This window comes from Paenibacillus sp. FSL R7-0048 (genome assembly GCF_038004505.1).
Lineage (GTDB): Bacteria > Bacillota > Bacilli > Paenibacillales > Paenibacillaceae > Paenibacillus_AQ > Paenibacillus_AQ odorifer.
In genome coordinates, this window is sequence record NZ_JBBORF010000001.1 from 4,036,326 (window position 1) to 4,060,732 (window position 24,407).

The window sequence follows — 24,407 nt, forward strand, 5'->3', positions numbered from 1 at the left end:
TTGACATATATGAACCGTTACTAATAATTATTTAACCAGAAGCCCTCGAAGAAGTCGACTTCGAATCACTGCCACCAGGATGGGCTGAATTTGATATAAGACCCATCAAATTATAATGCCTCGTCAGCATTATCACTGACGAGGCGATTTTCACAATCGTATTAGCTAGGTGTCTCATTGAGCTATCGTTCTCCGTTAGTTGAATCCACCCGTGGAATGTAAAACTTGGCCGGTAATCCACTCCCCATCATCGGTGGCTAAGAATGCAACCAGACGAGCTGCATCCTTAGGCAATCCTACTCTACCTGTTACAAATTGCTTAGATAACTGCTGTCGTAGGTCAGGAGTCATCCAGCCGGTGTCTGTGGGTCCAGGATTTATCGCATTTACGGTGATGCCTTTCGGACCCACCTCTGCTGCAAAAGTTCGTGTGAAAGCATCTATTGCCCCTTTCGTTGTGGCATACGAGATTTCACCAGCCATGGGGCCTAGTGATTGGCCCGATGTCATATTAATAACTCGACCACCTGCCGATTGCGTAAACCGTCTAGCGAATTCCACACTAAGCATAGTTACCGCCCTAACATTAATTGCGTAGTGTGCATCCAAAGACTCTGGGGTAATCGTGGTTAAGTCATCGTTAACCGAATAACAAGCATTGTTAACAAGAATGGAAGGTTCTCCTAGCTTCTGCTCAACGTTATTTAATAAATCCACAAAGCTTTCAGGTGCAGAAAGATCCATCATTAGGTGTTCGCAACGAACGCCCATGGCACGTATTTCCTCACAAAGTTGCTTTTGCTCCTCGTTATTGCTACCCCAGGGCATCTGTTGATCGTAACTAACCCAGTGTGTAAAAAATACATCAGCGCCTAGATAGGCCAACTCTTTGCACACTGCAGCACCGATTCCTGTGCTGCGACTTGCACCTGTTACTATTGCGATTCGACCTGTTAATCTGCCAAGTGTAGTATTCATGGGCCTTTTCTCTCCTTTTTATTTTGAAGTCGCATTAAACTGCGGTGACTATTGTGCAAATCTGCCCGTTACTTCAATGAAAACAGCAGGCTACCGTAGCGCCTGCTCATTAATGTGTATTATTCAACTAAAGTTCCCGTTAGCTCAATAGTCTTATGTTTTAATTAGAGTCGCTGCTTATAGTTGTGAGACTTGCCGAACACCTAACGCAGTGACGTCCCGACGGGCTTAGGGGGCTGGATGTGGTCACTCGCTTCTCAGAGTGACCCGGAGCGTCAATATGGTGTTAGCCGAAGGAAGTTCTGGAAGCAGCCATTGTATTTAAGGCGTTCTCAAAATAGCTATATACTTCATCTGCAATTCCCAGAAACTCTTCAACAAGTACATTACTATCCAAGTAACAAGCATACAGATAATCAACTAAAGCGGAGTCAATGTCACAATAGTTTAATATGGCATTCTTCATCTTAATAATGTCATCTTGCCATACACCTGTATCTTCTAAAACCAAAGAGTATAATGCACGAATTAATCTCTTAGAGTAACCTTTAATATATCTAGTTTTCATTGTGTTATCACTAGCATTAGAAAGTAAACTATGTATACGATCTACTTCCTCCTTGGTCTCTGTATTTAAGTCTAAAATGAACTCTGGAGAAATAATTATCGGTGGTACTTTTTCACCAACGTCATGACCATATATGCAAACACAAATTATCTTTACCCAAAAACCCCACTCATTTGGTTTACTTAATACATCGTCAATCGAGCAAATTATCGTATCAATCTTAGTTACTATTGGATATTCTTCCAAAAGCCTGTCTTTAATATTTGACAATCTTTCGTAATCAATATCTTTGGGATTTACACATACAATAGTAAAGTCTGCATCTGACTTAAAAGGTTTAGCAGTTCCTTTTGGAATCGAGCCACACATATAAATGCTATGAATCTTACCTTTGAATTCGGTAAGTATATTATCTATATACTTATCAACAAAATCCTTATATTCACTTTGTATTTCAATTCTATTTATAACTTTTTCTAATATCATATAGACTCCTCCTAAACTAAGAACTTCTTTCGGCTAACGCCTTTTTGCGAACTTCGTAAATTCGTCATGACTTAAATTATTCGCGAAATCATTCAACTATCCTGCCCAGTTAGCTTAATAAGGGATAAGTGAAAATGTATTCTGATAGACTACTCCAAGAATCAAACATTGGGGTATTTATTTTTTATGAAAAGAATTATTGTTCCAATCTTCATGTCACTTTTCTTATTATTGATGCCTGTACTTGCTGAGGCACATCCAGGACGCACAGATGCAAATGGGGGTCATTATTGCCGCACAAATTGCGCAAAGTGGGGACTGGAAAACGGAGAATACCATTACCACAACGGTGGAGGTTCAGATTCTAAACCGGCTGCCACATTTGTAAGACGTTAGATTTTTCAGCTGAGGATGAAGCAACTCTATTCGGAGATACAAAAACGTTTAATTCGCAACGAACGATAAAAATTAGTCAATCTATCATTAGCGATCTAAAGCAACACATTAAATATCAGAACCAAAATAAATTAGCTTAGAAGGGTTCCTATAAACATAAGTTAAACTTAGTTCTTTCTAGAGATGATGGTAATTTCATGCCGAAATCTTCTTTATTCAATTCTTTTTCGCGAATTTTGAAACGTATTGGTCTCCCGGCGATGCCGATTCATTCTTTTCGTCACACTCATGCTGTTCTTATACTTGAGGCTGGTAACGATATGAAGTATGTACTAGAACGTTTAGGTCACGGTAGTATGAGAATCACAGCGAACATATACACACATATTTCAAAGAAAATAAATGAAAGCAGCATGGATAAATTTGAAGCTCATATGAGAAGCATCCTCGAATGATCACTACATTTTTTGGGGGCATTACGGAGGTGTTCATAAACCTCTACAATATCTCCTATCATCCTTACCCCCACAAAAAAAACCCTCAACGCTTAGAGCGCCAAGGGTTTAAAGGTTCTAGTAAAGCGTCATGTATTGGTTTCTTTCCCACTCATGAACTTGTGTACGATAGATATCCCATTCGATTTCTTTCAGCTCGTAGAAGTGAGCCAGCGCATGTTCGCCGAGAGCTTCGGTAATTACATGGCTGCGAATCATTTCGCTTAGCGCTTCTTTCAAATCGGATGGCAAGCTTGGGATGCCTTCTTCAATACGCTCTTCCTCAGACATCACATAGATGTTACGGTCAATAGGAGCTGGAAGATCAAGCTTACGCTTAATTCCGTCTAGCCCTGCTTTCAACATAACAGCAAGTGCGAGGTATGGGTTAGCTGCCGGGTCCGGGTTACGAACTTCAACACGTGTGCTAAGCCCTCTCGAAGCTGGGATACGAATCATCGGGCTACGGTTACTTGCAGACCAAGCTACGTAACAAGGTGCTTCATAGCCAGGAACAAGGCGTTTGTAAGAGTTCACTGTTGGGTTAGTAATCGCTGCAAAAGCACGAGCGTGCTTCAAAATACCAGCCATATAATAACGTGCAGTTTTGCTCAGACCTAGCTTGTCACTTTCATCGTAGAACATGTTTTCTTTGCCATTAAACAAGGATTGGTGAGCGTGCATACCAGATCCGTTAATACCAAACAATGGTTTAGGCATAAAAGTTGCATGCAAGCCATGTTGACGGGCAACCGTCTTCACGACGAGCTTAAAGGTTTGAATTTGGTCAGCAGAAGTGATCGCGTCAGCATATTTGAAATCAATTTCATGCTGGCCGGAAGCCACTTCATGGTGGGAAGCTTCGATTTCAAAGCCCATTTCTTCAAGGGTCAATACGATTTCACGACGGCAGTTTTCCCCTAAGTCTGTAGGAGCTAAGTCGAAATAACCACCTTGGTCATTCAATTCTGTAGTTGGGTTACCTCTTTCGTCTGTTTTGAACAAGAAGAATTCAGGTTCAGGTCCAACATTCATCGCTGTAAAGCCCATTTCTTCGGCTTCCTTCAGACAACGCTTCAGGATACCACGTGGGTCTCCAGCAAATGGAGTACCATCCGGCATATACACGTCACAAATCAGACGTGCAACACGGCTATCAGTCACCCAAGGGAAGATTACCCAAGTATCAAGGTCTGGGAAGAGATACATATCGGATTCTTCAATCCGTACATAACCTTCGATGGAGGAACCATCAAACATCATTTTGTTGTCGAGTGCTTTTTCCAATTGGCTAACCGGAATCTCTACATTCTTGATAGTACCTAACAGATCTGTAAATTGCAGACGAATGAAACGAACATTCTCTTCCTTGGCAATGCGTAAAATATCCTCTTTAGAAAAGCTCACGTGATCCTCTCCCTTTCAAAACTCTGTATATTATTATTTATTAAAAAACCGGGATAACTCACCTTGAATAAGCGATACCTGTCCCGGTCTTTTACCGGAAACTAGTTCTTGCTTCAGCAAACGGTGAAGCTGCGAATCTGATAGCTCTCTACGTCTAACCTCTGTGTCAGGGGTAATCACAGTAGCTTCTTCGGATTCCTTCGAGACTGGGTTCATTACTTGCTTGATGCCAGCAATGTTAACACCCTTTTCAATCAAGGCCTTAATTTCTAATAGGCGCTCAACATCATTAAAAGAGAACAAACGTTGATTCCCAGAGGTACGTGCAGGTACGATTAGACTATGCTGTTCATAATAACGAATTTGTCTTGCAGATAAATCAGTTAACTTCATTACAATTCCAATAGGAAATAATGCCATATTTCTGCGGATTTCATCACCCATGACTCATCCAACCTTCCAATGATCTTTTTCTGATCTCATTGTACATTTCCTAATACAGCGTGTCAATGGTGTGTAAGATTTTCTGACAGTAATTTTCGATCACGCATACTTTGGAGTGCCATCAAAACGCCATATTTGACATGGGAGTAGGTTAATCCCCCTTGCATATAGCCAATATAAGGCGCACGGATAGGCGCATCTGCCGATAACTCTAAGCTACCACCTTGTATAAACGTACCTGCCGCCATGATGACAGGATGTTCATATCCCGGCATATCCCATGGTTCTGGAACTACATGGCTGTCTACCGCCGCAGCACGTTGAATTCCCTGCACGAAGGCAATCAAGTGATCCGGTCCATCAAAGGAAACCGCCTGAATCAAATCTGTACGAGGTTCATTCCACGCTGGTTTCGTCTCAAACCCGCAGCGCTGAAATACAGCTGCCGCAAAAATACTGCCTTTAAGGGCTTGTCCAACTGTATGCGGAGCCATGAACAGACCTTGGTATAACCCGCGGGTAGTTCCTAACATTGCGCCTACCTCGCCACCGATACCAGGAGCTGTAAGACGGTACGCTGTAAGCTCTACTAGATCTCTGCGCCCACAGATGTATCCACCCGTCTCAGCAATTCCACCACCAGGATTTTTAATTAATGAACCCGCTACTAGATCCACTCCAACCTGCGGAGGCTCAAGCTCTTCAGTAAACTCACCATAGCAATTATCAACGAACACAATAACATCCGGTTTCAATGACTTCACTCTCGCTGTCATGTCACCTATTTCGGCTACTGTGAAGGAAGCACGCCAATCATAACCACGCGATCTTTGGATTCCAATTACTTTAGTTTTCTCATTGATAGAGAGAGTTACCTCTTCCCAATCAATCTTACCCTCTGATGTAAGGGCAACTTCCCGATATGTAATTCCGAAGTCTGCGAGTGAGCCTGTCCCATCTCCTGCTTGGCCAATCACCTTGTGTAAGGTATCGTACGGACGACCTGTGATGTATAAAAGCTCGTCTCCTGGTCGCAGCACACCAAAGAGGGCTGTTGAAATGGTATGTGTTCCTGAAGCAAAATGAGGGCGCACCAAAGCTGATTCCGCACCAAAAACGTCAGCATAGATAAGATCCAGCACTTCGCGTCCACGGTCGTTGTAAGCATACCCCGTTGAACCCGCAAAATGATAATCACTGACCTGATGACGTTGAAACGCTTCAATAACCTTCCATTGATTCTTATCGACAATTCGATCAAGAGCTTTGACTGCACCTTCGATTTCAACTTCTGCGGACTCTGCCGCTCCTAAAATATCTTCTGCAAAAACTGCCATTAGTTCTTATTCGCTCCTTACATTTACTTGCCATCATAATGACAGAAAGCGACAGTTGCCTGACGCTTTTTGTCATTAGCTATTATTTTATACCTATACAACAAGCATTTCCACTTTAGGGGAACAAAGAAGATTACGGCTGGTCCACAAAATCAGCAAGCATGTAACCCCATTTATCATAATCCTCTTTATTAAGACGGACGTTATAGATAACATCGTTCTCGTCATAGGTAGTTTCCAGAACCTCACCCACTCTGTAAAGCAGAGAAGAAATATCGCCTCGGTCTCCAGGAATGCGAAAATTCAGCGTATCTCCAGCCAATTCATCAGAGATAATTTCAATAATCCGGGTTAAATCCTCAGGGTTAAATGCACTGATCTTCAAAAAACCTGTGCCTGTTGGCAGCATTTCCAGTTGCTCAGGCTCACATAGATCGATTTTATTAAAAAGCACTATTTGCGGTTTGCTGGCTGCCCCTAAATCTTGCAAAATAGTTTGCACAATCTCCATCTGCTCCTCACGCATTGGAGATGAGGCATCCACTACATGCAACACCAGATTGGCCTCATTGACTTCCTCCAGCGTTGCGCGGAAAGATGCTACAAGATCATGCGGAAGATTCTGAATGAAGCCTACAGTATCCGTAAGCACTACCTCTTTGCCACCCGTTAGTTGAAGCACACGTGAAGTAGGGTCAAGCGTAGCAAACAATTGATTCTCAATATAAACATCCGCATCCGTAAGCTGCTTAAGCAGCGTCGATTTACCAGCATTCGTGTAGCCGACTAGAGCAACCTGCACTGCCCCTGCCTTACGGCGGCGTTCACGGTGCAATTCACGGGTTTTAACTACCTCATCCAACTGGCGTTTCAACTCCGTAATCCGACCGCGAATATGACGGCGATCGGTCTCAAGCTTACTTTCACCTGGTCCTCTGGTTCCTATCCCCCCGCCTAATCTGGATAAGTTTTTGCCTTGACCGGATAACCGCGGCAAAAGATAGGACAGCTGTGCCAGCTCTACTTGAATAATACCCTCTCGTGTTTTGGCCCGCCCAGCAAAAATATCCAAAATGAGCTGCGTCCGATCAATAATTTTCAGATCCAGAGACTCTTCAAGGTTCCGTACCTGCGCTCCAGATAATTCCTGATCAAAAATAGCCGTATTAGCTCCAAGACCATCAGCGGCCATGCGAAGCTCTTCTACTTTACCTTTCCCGATAAACCATTTTGAATCCGGTGTTTCCTTATTCTGACGCAACACATCCAGGACTTCAACACCTGCTGTTTCTGCTAATTGTACTAATTCCTGCAGAGAAAGCTCTGGGTCAATACCGGTACGTTTAATTTTATCTGTGACGAGAGTGACCAATATCGCCCGATCTTGAATATCCGTTTCTGTATCATGCGTAGTTATTGCCATTTATTCATGCTCCTTATGACGGTAATAGAATCTTTGTGTACCATTTAATCAGTTTTTCACTTCTTGCTGATGTTATACAGCTGAACCTGTTCATTCACAGCGCTTCAAAACATTTTATCATAAGTTTCATTGGTAATATAGGCTGATAATGGAACGGCTCACCATTCTGTCCGCATTTTCATTATGATAATCTTCAATCTTTTATAAAAGATAAACCGACTAAGCACGTATAAACTTAGCTGGTGTCAATTTATTTAAGAAATTATACTCTCCCCTTTTGAATAATCATCGACCGGAAGAACAAGGTCTCTCGGTAAGATCTCCATCAAAGATTGTTTAGATATTTTGACATGCCTGCTTATTAATCTAACCGCTTGATGGCGGATTGCCTGTTCGAGGATATTGCGTACATAACGGGCATTACTAAAGTTTTCTTCAATAATTTTCTCATTAAGGATTAACTCTTTTAGTTTCCCGTTTGTTTCTGGAGTAATTATATAGTCTCTTTCAGCAGCCATTTTATGTGCAATCAATATCAGTTCATCTGTTGTGTAGTCCTGAAAATCGAGTTGAATTGGAAATCGTGAGGGAAGCCCGGTATTAGCCTCCATGAACATCTCCATTTCATTTGGATAACCCGCTAAGATAATGATGAGATCATCATTCCTGTCCTCCATAACCTTTACAAGACAGTCGATTGCCTCTTTTCCAAAATCCTTATCTCCGCCTCTAGCCAAGCTATAAGCCTCATCAATGAATAATACGCCACCCATAGCCTTCTTAACAAGGTCTCTGGTCTTTTGAGCTGTATGCCCTATGTATTCCCCCACTAAATCCGCTCTCTCTACTTCGATTAATTGACCTTTACTTAATATGCCCATATTCTTTAACAGCTTGGCAACGATTCTTGCTACAGTTGTCTTCCCAGTCCCGGGGTTGCCTTTAAACAACATATGATAAACCTGATTAACTACATTTAACCCCAGTTCTTGTCTCATTTTTTCCACTTGGATAAGCGCATGAATTTCATATATGAGATCCTTCACCTTTTCAAGACCGATAAGCTCATGAAGCTCTTGCAGGATTTCTTTTGTAGATTCTAAATGATTATTTTGAGCCAGCGCGCTCTCCAATGTTTCATTCGTAATATTTGTTGGGTCTTGATTTTTGAAAGTTATATTCATTCTGGAATCATTAATGGTTATCTTTCTTAAATTTTCTTCACCCATTGTAATCACCTCGTTAGAGCATTATATGCAATAACTGAATGACATCATGCACTTGTTTTAAAGAATGGGGTTTCGACATTGGATTCCCTGCTATCTCTCGCATCTTCTACGATGGTACACGAGGATAGAATGACCGAAATGCATAAAAGTCATAAGCAGAACTTTATTTTTTTATCATTTCACAACCCCATTATTTTTGATATACAAATAACAAATAGCCCCCCTTTAGAGTTTAGTCCATTTGGGGGCTGGCTTTTCTAATCAAGTCTCTTCCGGAATAGGAAGCATTATTAGAAGATTCTGATAATTGAGAACAATTACAGGAACAACTGCTGGATTTTCCATTTCGTATAGGCTAGAATTTCACGCGACTTATGCCTTGTCATCGACAGAACAGTGGATTCAGTAAGCCCCAGTTCAGGATTCACATAACCGAGCTCGTCCGCGATTTCGTGTGAACGCCATCCATGATATGTATGCGTAATAATAATTGCTGAGGACAATCCCTCACTTATCATAATTGCTTTGCTATACAGAAGATTCTCGTAAGTGCTGGTAGCTTTATTTTCAACAGAAATGGCGCTATCCGGAACTCCATGAGCTACTAAATAATTGCGCATGCCTTGACCTTCGGTATATTTCAGATCAGGTTTATCCAAACCTCCAGAAACTATGATATGCGGGAACATCCCCTCTTGATAAAGCTTAAGCCCGTAATCCAATCGTTCCTTCAATCCCGGGCTAGGTTCTTCTCCCCACATCGACATGCCAAGAATGATCCCTGTATCGGCTTTGAGCATAGGATCTGTCGTTGCGGCTTTATTGATATTCCTCAATGCGTACGCACACCACAACAAACCAACTACAACAATAACCATTAAAGCAATAAGCAACGTTCGTTTAGACCAAATTCGGCGTTTTTTGCGAACAATCCGAATCGGGGAAGAGTCTCTTCCATAAACGTACCATTCCATCTTTATTTCCTCCTGAATTCTCCATGATGAAATAATTCGGCACGATGTTTCAAAGAGAGTGAGAAATAAGGGAAAGCATGAGCATCGATGCCACGTAAAATAGTATGGGCAGTCTCCCAGGCTAGCTTATAATCGTTTTCTGAGATGTCTTGCCTCTCCAGTGCTTCCTCCAGTTCATCCTCATCGAGCAAAAACACCTCGCCGTTCCAAAGTACTACCACGTCCAGATACAAATCGTCAAACCAAGGCACACCTTGGTCAGTAACGCCTTGCACTTTACAGGTGTCTATGTACCATTGAACAATATTTTGTTTTTCGTCGAACATAGCCGTCACAATATAGTGACTATCTTTCGGAAAATATTGCAGCCAGGAATAACCTTTATCTGCAATACGATATGTATGTCGTCCATAGCTCTTCCACAGTGGTTCTTTCAGCCCGTAGATGGTATAAAGCGTAATATATCCGCTGAATTCCCGGCTCTCCACATAGCGGCAGGCAAAATGGCGACGCGTAATCCGGCGCCAGTTGGCCCGGTCTCCGAATTTACGTTTCATAGAAATTACCCTCTCCAGTATGGTCTATTCAGCTTAACACATTTAGAGGATACACTCAAAATATCCCGCAAAATACAAGAAATTTTTCTTCTAAACCTAATAAAAACGGCAGTCCAGCTTCGCTCTATAAATAAAGCAAAGCTGGACTGCCATGGATAAAGCTATTGTTCGAAATTCAAATTCGTTTTATTGAGTGGAAGAATCCCCGTTCACAAAACCTGTCTCTGGATCAGGGTTTGTGGATACATTCCCACTCTCATCGCCGGAACCCTCTCCACCGATAGTGGGTTCTGGAGTTGGGGTCGGCATTGGTGTTGGCGGTGGCGGGGTGATTTCAGGGATTGTAGTACCACCGTCATTTCCGCCACCCTCATTGCCGCCTCCGTTATTGCCACCATTTCCATTCTCTCCGTTGTTGCCACCGTCCTCTGGGGTCGGGGTCGGAAGATTAGGATCTATGGTGGGTTCAGGGGTCGGCATTTCATCCTGCACGGATACACTAACCACATTGGAGGGTTCGCTCTCCACTTTTAGCGCAGGGTCATAAGTAGTTACATAATACTCGTAAACCAAACCAGGCAGTGCACTAAAATCGCCTGCGCTGGTAGTCACTGTATTTAACAGTGAGGCAAATTCAGCTTCCGATGTCTCTCTACGATAAATACGATACTCAACGCCGGCAACAGGAACTGCCTCCCAATTGAGATTTACAGTCATCGTAGAAGGATCATATGCTGCTGATAGTCCAGTAACGGTCTGAGCTGTTTCTGGTGTTTCAGTAGGCTCAGGAGCAATCTCGTTATCGAGCTGCGGGAAGGATTTCTTAGGAACATCCTTCAGCGCTTCCTCCATGACCTTACCCCAGAAAGCAGCGGCAAGCGGACTGCTGTTCTTAAGCAGATGCTTTTTACTTGGCTTGTCGTAACCCATCCAGACTGCTGCAGTCCATTCTGGCGTATAGCCTACAAACCATACATCACGGTTCGAGCTGATTCCAGAATATCCACTTTGCGTCGTACCGGTCTTACCGGCAACAGGACGGTCAATCCTAGCTTTTCTACCCGTACCGCTCTCCACGACCTTCTGCATCATCTCAGTCATTTGATAAGCTGTTTCCTTACTCATCACTCGCTCAGGCGTTGTATTCGCTTTGTAGACCGTCTCACCACTGCTATCAGAGATGGATTTAATGGAATAAGCCTCTCTTAGTTCGCCGCCATTTGCAAAAGCGCTGTAGGCTTGCGCCATTTCCAGCGTATTGGTCCCTTTGCTCATGCCTCCAAGAGCCAGCGATAGGTTCTTATCCTCATCTTCCAATCCAATGCCTAGTTTCTTGGCAAATTTAAATCCGGTATTCACACCAATTTCATTGAGCAGCCAAACAGCCGGAATATTCTCTGATTTCTGAATGGCATCACTCATGTTGATGCTCTTAGAATATCCGTGTAGGTTGGTTGGACAATAGTTCGCGAAACATTGCTTCTCGTTGCTTAGCGTTGAATTCATGGTGAATTTCCCAGTTTCCAGCGCTGGAGCATAAGAGACAATTGGTTTGAAAGCAGAACCTGGAGAACGACGGCTGCCAGTTACACGACTGTAGCCTTTTTTCTCATAATTCCGTCCGCCAAGGAGTGCGACAATGCTGCCATTCTCCTGATTCACAATCGTCATTGAGCCTTGTACCAGCTCTTCATCTACACTCTTTTCAAAATTATCACTATCTGCAAAAGCATCTTCAACCGTTTCTTGAGCATGCTTATCCATGGTAGTGTAAATTTTGTATCCGCCGATATTCAGATCATCTTCTGACAATCCAAATTTTTCTTCCGCCTCATCTACTGCAAAATCAATAAATGCTTGATAACGCTGTTTCTTTTCTGGCGGCTTATAGTTATAATCTACGGCTTTTGCTTCGTCTCTTTCCTGCTCCGTAATGTACCCTTGCTCATACATAAGCTGAAGCACTACTGCCCGGCGTTCCTTCGAAAGATCAGGGTTACGCAGCGGGTTGTAACGAGACGGGCCTTTTGGCATAGCCGCCAATGTCGCGATTTCCCAAACCTTAAGCTGACTCAAATCACTTTTACCAAAATATCTTACTGATGCTGCTTTAATTCCGTAAATTGTACCCCCGAAGTTAATCCGGTTCAGATACATGGTAATAATCTCTTCTTTAGATTTCTGATTCTCCAGGGCTACGGCAATCGACACCTCAGTAGCTTTACGGAAAAACGTCTTGTCCCGTGTCAGGAAGATGTTTTTGGCGAGCTGTTGAGTAATGGTACTACCGCCCTCTACCATACTTCGTGCGGCTATATCCTTTACTGCTGCCCGGCCAATCGACCATAAATCCACACCAGAATGTTCGAAGAAACGTTTATCCTCTGTGGCTACAAAAGCGTTAACCAATAACGGTGGAATTTCTTCATACTCTACTGGATCACTTTTCTCCAGTGATAATTCGCCGATTAAATTAGCATTGCGGTCATATACCTTAGTCGTTTCATTCACTGTTAGCTTATCTTGGTTCTCAAGCAGAAGCTTTTGACCATTTAGCATAATGAACAGATATCCACCTAATGCACAGAAAATGGCCAATGCCGTAGCGAAGAACAAGCTCCACAGCACACGCTTCTTCGTCAAAAATTTCTTTTTCTTTTTTGGTTTTGATTTTGGTTTTGATTTGGAACTGGACGATCCTCTATCTCTATTGTGATTCGTCCTGGATGTATCGTCTCTAGACATAATGCCTCCTGACTCCCTTTCGGAAATAAACATAAATGGTCTGCCATGAATGAAAAGAACAACCTTCACAGGTTGCTCTCTCACACTCTATTCAAACGATTTATAAACAAGAAAGGTTTCAATTCATTTTTGATAAATGTTATTCTTCACTACTGCTGTCTTGCATCAGTGATACACTACGTTGTGGTGTGAACGTGGAAATTGCGTGTTTATACACCATTTGCTGGCGTCCATCACTGTCAATGACGATTGTAAAATTGTCGAATGCTTTAATTATTCCCCGGATTTGAAAACCGTTGGTCAGATATACCGTAGCAGGGATATTTTCTTTGCGTAGTTGGTTCAAGAATGTATCTTGGATGTTAATGGACTTGTTCATATGACGTACCCCCAATGGTTCAATTAGATTGTTCAGAAGTATATTCAAGACCTGAGAGAAACTTTCCTGCTATTATACCACGTATTTTTGAGAAATTCTCAGAAAAGTTTTGTTCACCTTCGACATCGATCCACTCGATTTCCTTCATGTGGCGAAACCATGACAACTGTCTTTTGGCGAATCGGCGAGTATCGCGTTTAAGCAGTATCACAGCTTCTTCCAGCGTCAGCTCTCCCGCCAGGTAAGCGGCAATTTCCTTGTAACCCAATCCCTGCATGGACACAAGGCTTCTGCTGTAACCGTTATCCAGCAGTCCCTTCACCTCAGCAACGAGACCATCCGCCAGCATGCTATCAATTCGGTCCTCAATACGTTTATATAGTATTTTCCGGTCCATTGTCAAACCTATGAGACATAAGTCATAGGGAGATTCCTTCTTTTGAGCAGCATGAGAAGCGGAAAGTGTAGTGTTTGTCTGGTGTTGAATTTCCAGTGCACGGATAATTCTGCGACGGTCGTTAGGATGAAGTTTGGCTGCGCTGACTGGATCAACCGCCTCGAGTCTGGCATGCAGTGCAAGCGCTCCATGTTCTTCCGCAAATTGATCCTGCTCTTTACGGAAAGCTTCATCAGCCACTGCTTCCGAGAACTGAAAGCCGTAACATAAAGACTCAATATACAGTCCAGTCCCCCCTACGATAAAGGGAAGCTTCCCTCTAGCGCTTATCTCCTCGATGAGTCTAGTGCCCTGCTCTTGAAATTCAGCGGCAGAATACGCATCCTGCGGATCATGAATATCGATCAGGTGATGGGGAATGCCGTTCATTTCGGCGGGTGTAATCTTAGCTGTACCAATATCCATGCCACGATAAACCTGCATCGAATCGCCGGAAATAATCTCAGCGTTATAAGCCGCTGCCAGCTCCAGACTTAACCGGGTTTTGCCTACGGCAGTTGGTCCTAACAGCACTAGAACCTTATGCCTTTCTTTAGTTGTCAATGTGTATCACCCCGTACGATGTTTTGGAGTTGCTTCGGAGCAGCTCAGTAAACCCTAGACGTTCAAATTCGCCACTCAAAGCCTTTTCTTTTAAAAGAACAGTCTTACGGGCGACCCTAACCGCTTCGGCTACACTCTCTGTCGATAAGGCTGCACGGTTAGCGAATTGCCGCAGCGGGGAAATCGAGGCAGAACCCGTCAGAGGCACGCGAAACATAGGATCAAAGTAAACAATATCCACACTTCGATCTGGTTGAGACCGTAAATAATCCAAATGTTCACTATGCACGACATTAACTCTGCGTAAAGCCTCATTGACCTTTACTTGCCCAGAGGTGTAATGAGACATCCCTTCACTGAGCAGTGCGTACAGCGGTAATGAGCTCTCCAAAGCGGTAACCTCTGAGGACTCACCACCATTTACAGCAAACAGTAAGGAGTCAGCTCCTAATCCAGCTGTACAATCCAATACGCTATCTCCGGGAAGCATTCGAGCCGCAACAAGCATCGGCTCGATCTCACCCTTTAGAATTCGTTTAGCGCGAACGAAGCCCATGCTCGGATGAAACTCCATAGGCTCCATTCCTAAGCGGTGTAGTCGAACAGCGTCCTGAGATAGAATCAGAATATCCTCATCTCCGTAATGTTCAACCATCCTTGTAATGGAGAGCTTCTCACGTGGAGCATAACTACAACCCGTTCTCTCCGCAAGGCTTTGCGCGCGTTCTACTATTTCCATTATCGGGCTATACCCCGTAGTTATAATCATGGTGCCTCCAGTCTTGCTCTTAACAAATTTCAAAAAATGTATAATTACATAACCCGCTTGAACAATTTCTCTAAATCATAGGATGAAAAAGAGATCACAATCGGCCGTCCATGTGGGCAAGTATACGGTTGTTTGCACTCTGCCAGTCGGGACAACAGAGCCTCCACTTCCTGTTCTGTTAGTTTATGGTTGGCCTTAATCGAGGCTTTACATGAACACAGAATCGATGACTTTTCTCGTAGCTTCGCAAGATCAATCATACGCTCGCTTAAGACCCACTCCGCCATTTCTTCAACGACCGCCTTCTCATCCCCTTCAGGAAACCAATAGGGCAAAGAACGAACAAGAAAGGTCTGTCCGCCAAAGTGCTCAAGGTATACCCCGGCCTGCTGAAACCAATGTAGACGTTCACTAAGCTGACGACTTTCAGAAGGCGTGAACTCCAGTGTAATCGGCAGTAGCAGCTCCTGTGAGGCATCCTCCGGCCGACCAAATTTCTCATAGAAGTATTCGTAATTAATACGTTCATGTGCCGCATGCTGATCGATTAAATAGAGTCCTCCATCATTCTGGGCAATAATATAGGTCCCATGATGCTGGCCTATATAATTAAGCTCAGGAAAGGCCGGAAGTCCAGGCTCTTCTTGTTGTGGTGGAGCCCATAGCTTCTCAACCGAAGGGAGCTGCTTCTGCGCCATTGACGTTTCTTGCGGGCGATAGCTATTGGAATAACTAGTATTCGCATTAGTTTGGCGCCCCTGCGAAGATGAAGACGGATAGCCTGATCCGTAAGCTGGAGCTACCTCGCGAGCTACCTGATGATCCGCCTGACCATCCTTGCTAAAATCACGGGAATTACGGTCAGGGTTCGATGACTGTAGTCCACTTAAGAAGCTGGCTGATCCCGTAGGGGCTGTATCCTTCTCATCACCATTCGAAGATGACGGCGGAACAGCTCCTTTGGAAAAAGCAAATTGCTCCTGGATAAAGGAGCTGCTGCCCTTGGGTCCGATTGTTTCCTTGCTTGGACGTGGAATCAGACTTTGCCCCAGCAGTATTTTGCGGATCTCCTGCTCAACAAAGGTGTAAAGCTCATTCTCCTTACTGAATCTAACCTCGAGTTTTGCTGGATGTACATTGACATCTACCAAAGAGGGGTGCATATCCAGTTCAAGAACTAATAACGGATAACGGTTAATCGGAAGCAAGGTGTGATAAGCACGCATGATTGCTGCGTTCAGTCCATTACTGCGAATATAACGTCCACCGACAATAGTAGTGATTGCATTTCGATTGGAACGTGTCCATTCTGGACGACTAATATATCCGGAAATCCGGTAATCCAAGTCTTCTGCCGTAATCGGCAGCATTGCTTTGGCGGCATTGGTTCCGTAAACAGCTGCGATGACCTGCAGCAGATCACCATTTCCGAGCGTATGCAGCAGTTGATTGCCATTATGATGCAAGGTAAAAGAGATCCCCGGATGAGCCAGCGCCATGCGGTACATGGCATCTGAGATATGGCCCAGCTCCGTCTGAATACTCTTCATATATTTCAGCCTTGCCGGCGTATTAAAAAACAATTCACGAACGGCAAGATCACTTCCCCGGCCGGAAGGAGCGTCCTCATTTCGTATGAGATTGCCACCCTCAATGTCTACTAGGCGCCCTTTGCCGTCATCGGCAGTTGCAGTTAGAAGCGATACCTTGGAGACCGCGGCAATACTGGGAAGTGCCTCTCCGCGGAAGCCTAAGCTTGTGATTTGAAATAGATCGCGGCCATTCAGAATTTTACTTGTAGCATGCCGGTAAAAGGCGGTCTCGCAATCTTCAGGATCAATCCCGGAGCCATTATCTTTAACGCGGATGCTCTGCAAGCCCCCCTCTTCTACCGATACCTCAATTCTTGTACTGCCAGCGTCAATTGCATTCTCGACAAGCTCCTTTACAACAGAAGCTGGCCGCTCTACTACTTCACCCGCAGCTATCTGGTTGGCAATATGCTCGTCCAATATATGAATTTTGGCCATTTCATTCACCTCTTATTTAGGCAATCAATTATTATAAAATCTTTATTGCAGATCCTTAACCTTCATCTTCAGCTCGTTCAACAGACTCATCGCCTGCAGCGGCGTCATATTCATAAGATCAGCGTCACGCACAGAAGAAATGAACTCTTTTAGCGCAGGATTCTCTTGGATTTCAGTTACCGCAACTTGATGTGCACTACCTTTGCGATTCTTGCGTGGTTCTTCCTCACCAAAGATAGACAACTGAACAACCTCATTTTCTACAGGTGCCTCAGTGATGACACTTACGGCTTGCGCTATCGAGGATGCGCTAGCAACTTCTCTTACAGCCGCCTGTCTTTCGAGGCTTCCCCCGTAATGAAGTTCAGAACCACCAGGATGGGCTGCCTGCTCAATGCTCTGCAAGAGACCATAAGCTCGGTCAATAATCCCTTCAGGAAGACCTGCAAGACGTGCACAATAGATCCCATAGCTGCTGTCAGCCGCTCCAGGAACTAGCTTGCGCAGGAAGTTTACTTTATCACCGCTCTCCTGAACAGCCATAGAGTAATTCCGCAGTCCTTTAAGACTCCCTTCCAAATGAGCCAATTCATGAAAATGCGTCGAAACTAGAGCTTTGCAAGAAATAACATCATGTACATATTCAATAACCGCCTGAGCGATGGCCATACCTTCACTGGTCGAGGTACCTCTTCCCAGCTCATCAATAATAATCAAGCTACGAGCTGTTGCTTTCTCTGTCATAACCTGGATATCAGCCATTTCCACCATAAATGTACTTTGTCCACCGATCAAATCATCAGCTGCTCCAATACGAGTAAAGATCCGGTCTATAAGCGGAACTTCAGCACTGTTTGCTGGTACAAAACATCCAATCTGAGCCATGATGCAGATCAGCGCCACCTGACGCATGTAAGTACTTTTTCCCGCCATATTAGGACCTGTAATTAGAAGAATATTACCTTCTTCCTTACTCAGCGTGCTTCCATTTGCAATAAAAGCAGAATCTTTAAGCACCGCCTCCACAACTGGATGACGGCCCCCTTCAAGCCGAAGATCATAACCATCCGAAAGGACTGGCTTCACAAAACGATGTTCGGCACTAACTGCCGCCAAGCATTGATATACATCAATTTCGGCAACCTTTTCCGCAAGATTTTGCAGGCGGGGAATTTGCCCGCTGATGCGATCACGCAGCTCGGTAAACAGGCTGTATTCCAAATCCGTCATTTTATCCTGAGCTTCAAGGATGAGTGCTTCCTTCTCTTTAAGCTCAGGAGTGACAAAACGCTCTGCGTTGGCAAGCGTCTGCTTACGTTCATATCTTCCTTCCGGCAGTGCAGCCAGATTGGATTTGGTGATCTCTATGAAATACCCGAAGATTTTGTTATAGCCGATCTTCAGTGACTTAATGCCAGTGGCCTGTCTTTCCTTAGCTTCCAGTTCAGCGATCCAACGTTTACCGTTACTGCTAGCTTCCCTAAGCTCGTCCAAACGTTCATGATAACCGGAACGGATAATGCCACCGTCGCGCACAGACACCGGGGCATCCTCGACGATTGCGCGGTCAATATCCTCTCGCAGCTCAGCGCATTCATCCATACTTGCACCGATCTCTCGTAAAGTAGCTGAACCGGAGGTCATACATAAATCCTTCAATGCAGGAATTTGCGCCAGCGATAATTTCAGAGCATTCATATCACGGCCATTGGCGCTGCCAAAAGCAATACGACCCACCAAACGCTCCAAATCATAAATTTCTTTAAGCGCTAAACGCAGGTCCTCGCGAACGATAAACTGATTGTACAAATAATCGACAGCCTCTAGGCGCCGTTCGATCGGAGCTCGCTGCAATAGCGGCTTATCAATTCTGCGGCGCAACAGACGGGCGCCCATCGACGTTTCCGTTCGATCCAGCAGCCAGAGCAGGGATCCTTTTTTGGAGCGTTCGCGAACCGTCTCGGTTAGTTCAAGATTCCGGCGTGTAAATGGATCTAGAATCATATAATTGCCTGGTTCATAAGGAGAAATCTGACTAAGCTGCCCTAACGAACGCCGCTGGGTCTCATTCAGATAAGAGATCAGAAGCGCCAGACATTGTCCACGTTCCTTCTCTAGACGTACCCATGCCGCTTCACCGAACTGACGACGTGCCAGCTCCTCCTCGCGTTTCTCCCAAGGGGTGTAAACTACAGGTTTGGCTAACAGCGGCGTTTCGCTTCGCAGGATCTCCAAAAGTGCAGCGTCTCCGATGATCTCAGCCGGTTCATAAATGCCAATCTCATCACGCAGCCATTCGGCTCCAGATAATACCGAAGTAACATACAGCTCACCAGTTGTTAAATCGCAGGCAGCTAATGCCATCATTCCGTCACTTTCGGTGACGCAAACGAGGTAGTTATTGCTCTTGTCAGCAATGATTTTTCCATCCATCACGGTTCCTGGTGTCACGACGCGTACAATATCCCGCTTCACCATGCCTTTAGTGACTGAAGCATCCTCTAACTGCTCACAAATGGCGACTTTATATCCTTTTTCTATCAGGCGTTGAATATATCCCTCGGCGGCGTGGTAAGGCACTCCACACATAGGGATTTTCTCCTCGCCCCCGCCTTCGCGGCCTGTCAACGTAATCTCAAGCTCCTTGGAAGCCAAAATGGCATCTTCAAAGAACATTTCATAGAAATCGCCCAGTCTAAAAAATAGGAAGGCATCCTTAGCCCCTTCCTTTACCTTTAAATATTGCTCTATCATCGGCGTATATTGTGCCATGGTCAACCTCCATGCCTATTTAATGCTGTCCCCCATTATAACAGAAAATTGATGGACAAAGTTACCCTGAAACCTCACATTAGTACAACGAAAGACTAGAATACTTATCAGACAAACACTTACATGAGGTATATTCTTCTGCTTTTAAATATTGTAAAATCTTAACACAGAGCGTCAGCCCATATAAAAATCAAAGGAGAATACAATATGATACGAAAGCTAACGAAGGATGATCAAGAGCTGCTGATGGCATTGCTGCGGAAAGAGCCGGCGCTTAATTTATTTATCATTGGCGATGTGGAGAATTTTGGGTTTGAGCAGGATTTCATGGATTTATGGGGAGAGATTGATCCAGCCGACGGGCGGATAAAAGCCGTTCTGCTGCGCTTCTATAGAAGTTACCTTCCTTATGCAGATGGCCCTTTTGATGTCGAGGGGTTCGCTGAGATTATCCGAAAGGATAATGACATACATATGATCTCCGGAGCCTCAGAGGTGGTGAAGGCTTTTGACGGGGAAATTAATTTCAAACAAGTAAAACAGCTGTATTTTGCTGAATTAAAAGAAATGAACAATAAAATAAGTGAGTCCTTCTCTTCAGCTGAGCCTATTAAAAAAGCTACGGTTCAGGATGTAGAAGCGATTTGCGCACTCACGGATACCATTGAAGAATTTGAAAGCAGCCGGAATGGTTCAAGAACCAGCCTGCGTAAAACGCTGGAAAGCAACACCGGCCGCACCTATTATATAGAACGGGAAGATAAGGTCATTGTCACCGCTTCAACTTCAGCGGAAAATTCCATGTCAGCGATGATTGTAGGGGTTGCCACACATCAAGCATTCAGAGAGCAAGGCCTTGCTTCGCGCGTAATGGCACAGCTATGTGCAGACCTGCTCCATGAAGGAAAGTCATTATGCCTCTTTTATGACAACCCACATGCCGGAGTTATTTATAAACGACTTGGTTTTCAAGATATCGGTTCATGGACCATTGTTAACATGTAGACCAAATAGTAAAATCACACTTTTACTTTGCTGCACCATAACTCACGTATATCCCGTGATTCATCCCACGTCCGTTCAGCGGCAATATAGTCGAATAAAGGCTCGATATAGGGGGCGGCAATCTCGTAGCCGCCTAGGGAACGCAGCTGCGCCAGCAATGGGGGGATTGCGGCGCGCAGCGGAGATTTATCGCCGCTGTAGTAGGCGATATGCAGGTCTTCCCGGTCGAGCGGGCGTTGTGTCAGGTCCTCATAATGGCTCACGATTAGGTGAGCCAGATAGACCGCGCCTTTAGCGATGACCGGGGATACCAGGAAGCTCGGCAAGGTCCGGTACTCGAAGCCGCCATGCGGCTGAGTCCGGAAATCGCCGAGCACGCCGTATCGGGGACGACGCGCCCCTGCGCGGACGTCTTCGAGCAGAAGCATGGGCAGCGCGAGATAGTTATCGAGCGCGCGCAGCAGCGGCGCCGTCAGCGTCACGCCGCTGAAGTGCAGATGGCCGCCGAGGGCCCAGCCCGTCAGCGGCATGCCTCCCGCCCGCCAGCGCAGCGAGCGGTCGGCGATGAGCCGGTCCGCCAGCGCCGCGGCGGACATCAGCTGCGCCAGCAGTGCGCGCGGTTCCCCGCGCGGCTGAGGGCGCAGCTCGGCGACCGGGAACGCGCCGCGCGTTCCCGGAGGTCCGGCGTCGCAGCCAGCGACGCCGTCCGTGGGCAGGTACCGCGACGCAGGCACGACGCGGCCGGTGGATTCCCGGAGGATGATAAACTCCGGGTCCATGCCCATCAGCAGGCCGCTGCGGCCCGGCTGCTCCAGAGCCAGCTTTCGTTCCAGCGCTAACGCTGCGGAACGATAAGGCTCGGGCAATCGTTGCCCGGAGGTCTTTACTAGTGGAGTGACTCCCTCCACCACATACCTCCGGTTCCCCATTGCCCTCAGCAGGACCTCACCGCTATCCAGCCCCAAGCTGTACAGCGTGCGGACAGCAATCCGCTGGAGCAATTTCATCACCCCGCGAAGCTCTCCCCGCAGTCGGCCTCCCGTGGTATTGCTCTCGGCATTAGCAATCCTCACAGCTTCGCTGTAATTATCGGCGGCCGCACGCATTCCAAGACCTGCTCCAAGCAAAGAGATGTGGAGGACAGTCAAATGATAAACCAATATCTTATAACACTGCCTGTGGCCCTTCTCAGTAGCATGTGAAGCATATGTATCGACAAACCGTTTTCCAGAGGGCGTCAGCGTTGCTTCAACCCCGCTTCTAAGCAATCTGGACTCTCTCTCTGCCACAGACAATTCTGAATACACCTTAAGACCTTCATTCATACTCTTTAGCGCCTCCATCCGAGCGTGAACCTTTTTTCATCCTAAAAATAAATAAAAAAAAGGAGGGCATTCGCCCTCTACGCCGCCGCACTCCCTACATATAATGGACCATAACCCATTGATACTCAGTTAACGGCGGCGTATCCTTCCTTACAGCTCATCATCCAGATTGTCAGGGTCCAGATCATCGTAATCGAAGCTATCACCTTCAAAATCATAATCCTTGTCTTCTGGATCATCACTTTGCTCAGTGACATACACACGGACTTTGGTCTCAGCCACCAACTCCACTTCGAATTCGCGCTCTACGCGAAGTGTCACACTGCCTCCGCCTGGCGATACGCCCGCTTCTACACAGTTGGGTTCCTGCGTTGCCTCCGCAGAGACCTCAACTGTTGAAGTGCGGTGTCTCGTGTCCAGGTAGGAAAGCGGAATGAGCTCCACATAAGAGACTGTTTCCTTTGCTACCTCGGTCTGCTTGTTCTTGTCGTACGAGTACCAGATGTTTACATCATAAGTACCAATTACTTCGATTCCGTTCCCGGCGGCAACCGCTTCGTATTGGTGGTTGATAATCCAAGCCCCCAAAATACTAGTCGGATGATGTGGCGGAGTCACGGTATGGGTTGCTGTAGAGAACTTACGACCTTTGCCGCAAATTGCCTTCGTAATGATCTCCCTTGTTTGACGTTTATGGCTTAATGACATCTTTGAACCTCCTCCATACAATCATTCACTATCAAGTGTATGCAGGTTCTAGGCATTTGTTGATTGTTAGACTATAAATAAATTTGAGTAAGCCCTCAAGAAGGCTTTTTCAGGAGACTCATAGTTCATTTTATTTCAAATTTTGTACATATATGAGTAGATTCCAAAAATGGTCCAACCTGTTCCGGAGCCATTCCTACCCCCTCAAAAAACCTTAAAACACCAGCTATTGCGGGATTACCCGCACAATTCCAAGCGATCTATGTTTGCTTAAGTCAATAAAATCCTCATCAATATTCACCAGTGGCCGCAAAGGGTCTGTAGCAAGAATCATAACAATTTTTCCTTTTCGCCCATCTGTCAATTCCACTTCGTTCCCTAGCATTGACTGCATTAACTTATTAATAAACACTCTGCAAATATAAGGGTCGAGCTTACCGAACACGCTCTCCTCCATTTGCAGTAATACTTCGTATAAAGGAGCCGCTTTACGATAAAATCGGTCGGAAGTCATCGCGTGAAACACATCAGCCACAGCAACGATTTTACTGAAATCAGTAATCCGGTTCCCAAGCACACCAAATGGATAGCCACTGCCGTCCATTCTTTCATGATGCTGTAAGGCTACTAGCGCTTGGGTATGGTTTGTGCCTACCGTATCCCTGATCATCTCATACCCAAAGGTCGTATGCTTTTTCATCAGCTGAAACTCTTCGTCAGATAATGGACCGGGCTTGGTTAATATGTCATCCGGGATTCTCATTTTGCCGATATCGTGAAGAGTCGCTGCAATGGTCAACATGCTCAAATCCTCAGACTTTAGCTTCAGCCATTTGCCTAGCAAGGTAGATATTATGCCCACAGCTACATTATGTCTGTATGTATAATCATCTTTGGTCTGCAAAGCAGCCAATACTCCGTAGAAGTCATTCTTTTCGCTTACCTGCTGGATAAACGGAATCACTTCATTTCTAACTTCCAGCATAGGAATTCTTTTATTTTTGTTATGACGAATCTGTTCAAAAATATTCTCAATCGCAGCTGTACAATCATCAATTGCAAGCTGGAAAAATTCCGCGCTATCCAGCTGGACGACGTCATGAGATTCCAGAGTGATCTTATGTTGACGAATTAATCTAATATGTTCAGCACTCAATAAAGTCAATGCGGGTAAAACAAATACTCCTTTGTCATTAAAGAGGTTAGCTACAAGTTGTTTTCCGATAAATGATTCCATATCTTTGTCCATACGCCTCACCTGCCAATGCGGAAAATTCGTATATGAATTCCCTGCTTGAATTTGAACTCACCCTATAATTGTTAATCCCTTTCGAAGATCAACTTTTAGTTCATACATATTTTATCGTGATTTCAGGGGCGA

The 24,407-nt window shown here is 45.1% G+C and carries 19 protein-coding genes and 2 pseudogenes; 3 read left to right on the forward strand and 18 right to left on the reverse strand.

Annotated features, from left to right (window positions below; genetic code table 11):
- Window positions 1-195: 195 nt before the first annotated feature.
- Window positions 196-978: an SDR family oxidoreductase gene (locus NSQ91_RS18045; RefSeq protein WP_076220481.1), complete on the reverse strand. Its 783-nt coding sequence runs from the start codon at window positions 976-978 to the stop codon at window positions 196-198.
- Window positions 979-1,264: 286 nt separating this feature from the next.
- Window positions 1,265-2,032, reverse strand: a complete 768-nt coding sequence (locus NSQ91_RS18050) for a nucleotidyltransferase domain-containing protein (protein WP_076220482.1) — start codon at window positions 2,030-2,032, stop codon at window positions 1,265-1,267.
- A 186-nt stretch (window positions 2,033-2,218) separates the two neighbouring features.
- Here NSQ91_RS18050 and NSQ91_RS18055 point away from each other — a divergent pair.
- Window positions 2,219-2,398: pseudogene (locus tag NSQ91_RS18055) on the forward strand (YHYH domain-containing protein); the annotation flags it as partial.
- Window positions 2,399-2,607: 209 nt separating this feature from the next.
- A pseudogene (locus tag NSQ91_RS18060) lies at window positions 2,608-2,883 on the forward strand (tyrosine-type recombinase/integrase); the annotation flags it as partial.
- 117 nt (window positions 2,884-3,000) lie between these two features.
- On the opposite strand, the gene glnA reads toward NSQ91_RS18060, so the two are convergent.
- The 13 genes from glnA to mutS all read right to left on the reverse strand — a co-directional run bounded on the left by glnA (window position 3,001) and on the right by mutS (window position 19,988).
- The gene (gene glnA, locus NSQ91_RS18065) at window positions 3,001-4,329 is read right to left on the reverse strand and encodes a type I glutamate--ammonia ligase (RefSeq protein WP_036687730.1); all 1,329 of its coding nucleotides are present in this window, start codon (window positions 4,327-4,329) and stop codon (window positions 3,001-3,003) included.
- Window positions 4,330-4,362: 33 nt separating this feature from the next.
- Window positions 4,363-4,773, reverse strand: a complete 411-nt coding sequence (locus NSQ91_RS18070) for a MerR family transcriptional regulator (RefSeq protein ID WP_019910684.1) — start codon at window positions 4,771-4,773, stop codon at window positions 4,363-4,365.
- Window positions 4,774-4,835: 62 nt separating this feature from the next.
- Window positions 4,836-6,110 (reverse strand): methionine gamma-lyase family protein, encoded by a 1,275-nt coding sequence (locus NSQ91_RS18075; RefSeq protein WP_340919194.1) that lies wholly within the window; start codon window positions 6,108-6,110, stop codon window positions 4,836-4,838.
- Between the two features lie 133 nt (window positions 6,111-6,243).
- Window positions 6,244-7,533 carry a GTPase HflX gene (gene hflX / locus NSQ91_RS18080; RefSeq protein ID WP_076128387.1) on the reverse strand — a complete coding sequence of 430 codons (1,290 nt, stop codon included), beginning with the start codon at window positions 7,531-7,533 and terminating at the stop codon, window positions 6,244-6,246.
- Between the two features lie 254 nt (window positions 7,534-7,787).
- Window positions 7,788-8,762, reverse strand: coding sequence for an AAA family ATPase (locus tag NSQ91_RS18085; protein ID WP_076098759.1), 975 nt, complete (start codon window positions 8,760-8,762; stop codon window positions 7,788-7,790).
- Between the two features lie 317 nt (window positions 8,763-9,079).
- A complete protein-coding gene (locus NSQ91_RS18090; protein WP_340919198.1) occupies window positions 9,080-9,736 on the reverse strand; it encodes a YdcF family protein in 657 nt (218 codons plus the stop codon).
- A 2-nt stretch (window positions 9,737-9,738) separates the two neighbouring features.
- Window positions 9,739-10,293 carry a DUF402 domain-containing protein gene (locus tag NSQ91_RS18095; RefSeq protein WP_076190185.1) on the reverse strand — a complete coding sequence of 185 codons (555 nt, stop codon included), beginning with the start codon at window positions 10,291-10,293 and terminating at the stop codon, window positions 9,739-9,741.
- A 186-nt stretch (window positions 10,294-10,479) separates the two neighbouring features.
- Window positions 10,480-13,038, reverse strand: a complete 2,559-nt coding sequence (locus NSQ91_RS18100) for a transglycosylase domain-containing protein (protein ID WP_340919201.1) — start codon at window positions 13,036-13,038, stop codon at window positions 10,480-10,482.
- A 139-nt stretch (window positions 13,039-13,177) separates the two neighbouring features.
- Complete coding sequence (gene hfq / locus NSQ91_RS18105; protein ID WP_036687741.1) at window positions 13,178-13,417, reverse strand: RNA chaperone Hfq; 240 nt, start codon at window positions 13,415-13,417, stop codon at window positions 13,178-13,180.
- Window positions 13,418-13,436: 19 nt separating this feature from the next.
- Window positions 13,437-14,417, reverse strand: coding sequence for a tRNA (adenosine(37)-N6)-dimethylallyltransferase MiaA (gene miaA / locus NSQ91_RS18110; protein ID WP_175619957.1), 981 nt, complete (start codon window positions 14,415-14,417; stop codon window positions 13,437-13,439).
- Entirely contained in the window at window positions 14,407-15,186 is a 780-nt protein-coding gene (locus NSQ91_RS18115) for a class I SAM-dependent methyltransferase (protein WP_076304079.1), read from the reverse strand. Before NSQ91_RS18115 ends, miaA begins: the two co-directional genes overlap by 11 nt.
- 44 nt (window positions 15,187-15,230) lie before the next feature.
- Window positions 15,231-17,216, reverse strand: a complete 1,986-nt coding sequence (gene mutL, locus NSQ91_RS18120; protein ID WP_076184447.1) for a DNA mismatch repair endonuclease MutL — start codon at window positions 17,214-17,216, stop codon at window positions 15,231-15,233.
- Between the two features lie 42 nt (window positions 17,217-17,258).
- Window positions 17,259-19,988, reverse strand: coding sequence for a DNA mismatch repair protein MutS (gene mutS, locus NSQ91_RS18125; RefSeq protein ID WP_076184448.1), 2,730 nt, complete (start codon window positions 19,986-19,988; stop codon window positions 17,259-17,261).
- 207 nt (window positions 19,989-20,195) lie between these two features.
- Here mutS and NSQ91_RS18130 point away from each other — a divergent pair, with 207 nt between their 5' ends.
- Complete coding sequence (locus NSQ91_RS18130) at window positions 20,196-20,993, forward strand: GNAT family N-acetyltransferase (RefSeq protein WP_076304078.1); 798 nt, start codon at window positions 20,196-20,198, stop codon at window positions 20,991-20,993.
- Between the two features lie 14 nt (window positions 20,994-21,007).
- Here NSQ91_RS18130 and NSQ91_RS18135 read toward each other — a convergent pair whose 3' ends face one another.
- The 3 genes from NSQ91_RS18135 to NSQ91_RS18145 all read right to left on the reverse strand — a co-directional run bounded on the left by NSQ91_RS18135 (window position 21,008) and on the right by NSQ91_RS18145 (window position 24,275).
- A complete protein-coding gene (locus tag NSQ91_RS18135) occupies window positions 21,008-22,318 on the reverse strand; it encodes a putative amidoligase domain-containing protein (protein ID WP_340919205.1) in 1,311 nt (436 codons plus the stop codon).
- Window positions 22,319-22,468: 150 nt separating this feature from the next.
- Complete coding sequence (locus NSQ91_RS18140) at window positions 22,469-23,026, reverse strand: outer spore coat protein CotE (RefSeq protein ID WP_036687755.1); 558 nt, start codon at window positions 23,024-23,026, stop codon at window positions 22,469-22,471.
- A 226-nt stretch (window positions 23,027-23,252) separates the two neighbouring features.
- On the reverse strand, window positions 23,253-24,275 hold the full coding sequence (locus tag NSQ91_RS18145) for an HD-GYP domain-containing protein (RefSeq protein ID WP_051491532.1): 1,023 nt from the start codon (window positions 24,273-24,275) through the stop codon (window positions 23,253-23,255).
- Window positions 24,276-24,407: the final 132 nt, after the last annotated feature.